We start from the raw sequence: 2,189 nt of genomic DNA, 5'->3' as shown, positions 1-2,189 counted from the left end.
GCCTGACCCTGGCGTGCGGATTGCGTGCAGCCGGGGCCACGGTGCGCGTCGTCGACGTCGCGACCGCACCGGCGACGACGTCTCGGGCGCTGGCCCTGCAGCCCCGCGGGGTGGAGGTGCTGGATCGGCTGGGCGCGCTGGCCGGCCTCACCGAACGCGCCGTGCCGATCGGCCGTCTCGTGGTGTACGTCGACGGCCGAGAGCTGGCCAACCTGCGGATCGACCAGGCGCTGCGACCGGACGATCCCGGGGTGCTGGTGATATCCCAGGCCGAAATCGAGGAAGCGTTACGGGACCGGCTGGCCGCGCTGGGCGGCGAAGTCGACTGGGGCCGCGGTGTGTCCGGGGTCGTCGCCGACGATGACGGCGTCACCGCGGCACTCGACGGCGGCGCGGAGGTGCGCGCCGACTGGGTCGTCGGAGCCGGCGGCGCACACAGCACGATTCGCAAGGCCGCCGGGATCCCGTTCGTCGGGGCGCCGCTGATCGAGCGGTTTCTCCTCGCCGACGTGCACGCCGACCTGGATCGGCCACGTACCGCCACCGCGGCGTGGCTGCGCGGCGACCAACTGCTGGCGGCGTTCCCGCTGCCCGGGGCCGACCTGTGGCGGCTGATCGCAACCGGCGAGCCGGGCGGGCCGGATGATCCCGACGCGGACCGGGTCGTCGCCCAGCTGGCGGACCGGCTCACCGCCGAGGCCGGTGGGACGGTCCGCTCCGCCGAGTGGACGTCGACGTTTCGCATCCAGCGCCGGCTGGCTGCCGGCTACCGTCACGGTCGGGTGCTGCTGGCCGGCGACGCCGCGCACATCCACAGTCCGTTCGGCGGCCAGGGCATGAACACCGGTATCGGCGACGCGGAGAACCTGGCGTGGAAGCTGGCGCTGGTGGTGGCCGGCCGGGCCGATTCTCGCCTGCTCGACACATACCAGGCGGAACGGCGGCCGATCGCCCACGACGTGGTGGCGGCGACGAGCACCGTGACGGTGGCAGCGCTGGGACGGGGACGGGCCGCGCGGGTGTTGCGCGACCGGGTGGCCGTGCCGCTGCTGAACCGCCGCTGGCTGCAGCGGCTGATCGCGGAGCGCGGCTCCCAGCTGCGGGTCTCCTACCGGCGGGGGCCACTCGGGGCCCGACGCCGGCCGGCCGTCGGCCCACGTCCCGGTGACCGGGTGCCCAATCGCCGCTGCGTCACCGGCGACGGTGCCACGGTGCGGCTGCATGACCTGCTCGGCCCGGCGTGGGCGCTGCTCGGGCCGGAGCCGCTGGCGAAGGTCGCACGAGCCCGGCTCGGCGCCGTGGCCGCACTGCCCGGCGACGGACCGGCGTTGCTGGTGCGGCCCGACGGCCATCTGGGCTGGCGCGGCACCGATCCGCGGGCACTCGAGGCCTGGCTGGATGAGGCGCTGGGGCCGGGCGCGGCGGGGCCGGCCCGATGACCGCCGGCGTCGACTGGCGTAGCCGCAAGAAGACCACTTCCCGTCGGACCATCCAGCAGCACGCCCTGCGGTTGTTCACCGCCAACGGGTACGAGGCGACCACGGTTGAGCAGATCGCCGCGGCCGCCGGGGTGTCGCACATGACGTTTTATCGGTATTTCCCCCGCAAGGAGGCCGTCGTCGAGTCCGACGACTACGACCCGCTGCTGGAGCGGCTCATCTCGGCGCGGCCGGCCGACGAGCCACCGCTGATGGCGCTGCACGCCGCGATGCGGGCCGCGCTGGAGACCATCTTGGCCACCGACCGCGAGACGGTGCTGACCCGGGTCCGGCTGATTATGGCCACCCCGGCGTTGCGGGCCCGGCTATGGATCGCCCACGACAGCACCCGCGACCTGTTCGCCCGCGCTCTCGCCCGGCGCGCGGGCGTGACCGAACCGGACCTGGCCGGCATCGTTCAGGCGGGCGCGGCGCTCGCGGCGAACGGCGCGGCCCTTCAGGCGTGGGCCGAACACGAGGACGCCGACCTGCTCGACTTGGTCGATGCGGCCTTCGCGGCGCTCACACCGCACGGAGCCGGCCCGGTGAACGTCAGCCCCGCTCCATCGGCACCTGGTCGGCGATCCGGCCGGCGATGATCACCGCGCTGTCTTTCGGGTCGGCGCTGCAGGTGTTGACGTCGATCACGATGTTGTTCCGCGCGGTCAGCGCCCGCCCGCATGCCCACGCCGAGTCGTTCCCGGTGTTCTG

At 74.1% G+C, this 2,189-nt stretch carries 3 protein-coding genes; 2 read left to right on the top strand and 1 reads right to left on the bottom strand.

The window, feature by feature from the left end; genetic code table 11:
• Both AC2VNT_RS15295 and AC2VNT_RS15290 read left to right on the top strand, forming a co-directional pair.
• A partial coding sequence (locus AC2VNT_RS15295) for an FAD-dependent monooxygenase (protein WP_486947664.1) occupies positions 1 to 1,439 on the top strand: 1,439 nt, incomplete at its 5' end.
• Entirely contained in the window at positions 1,436 to 2,077 is a 642-nt protein-coding gene (locus AC2VNT_RS15290) for a TetR/AcrR family transcriptional regulator (RefSeq protein WP_486947663.1), read from the top strand. The genes AC2VNT_RS15295 and AC2VNT_RS15290, both read left to right, overlap by 4 nt.
• On the opposite strand, the gene AC2VNT_RS15285 is transcribed toward AC2VNT_RS15290, so the two are convergent.
• The coding region (locus AC2VNT_RS15285; RefSeq protein WP_486947665.1) for a sensor domain-containing protein at positions 2,031 to 2,189 on the bottom strand (159 nt) is incomplete at its 5' end. The genes AC2VNT_RS15290 and AC2VNT_RS15285 overlap by 47 nt on opposite strands.

It is taken from the genome of Mycobacterium sp. TH-M15 (assembly GCF_057473705.1).
Note: the sequence above shows the minus strand (reverse complement) of the source record. Positions and strands in the feature narration are given on the sequence as shown.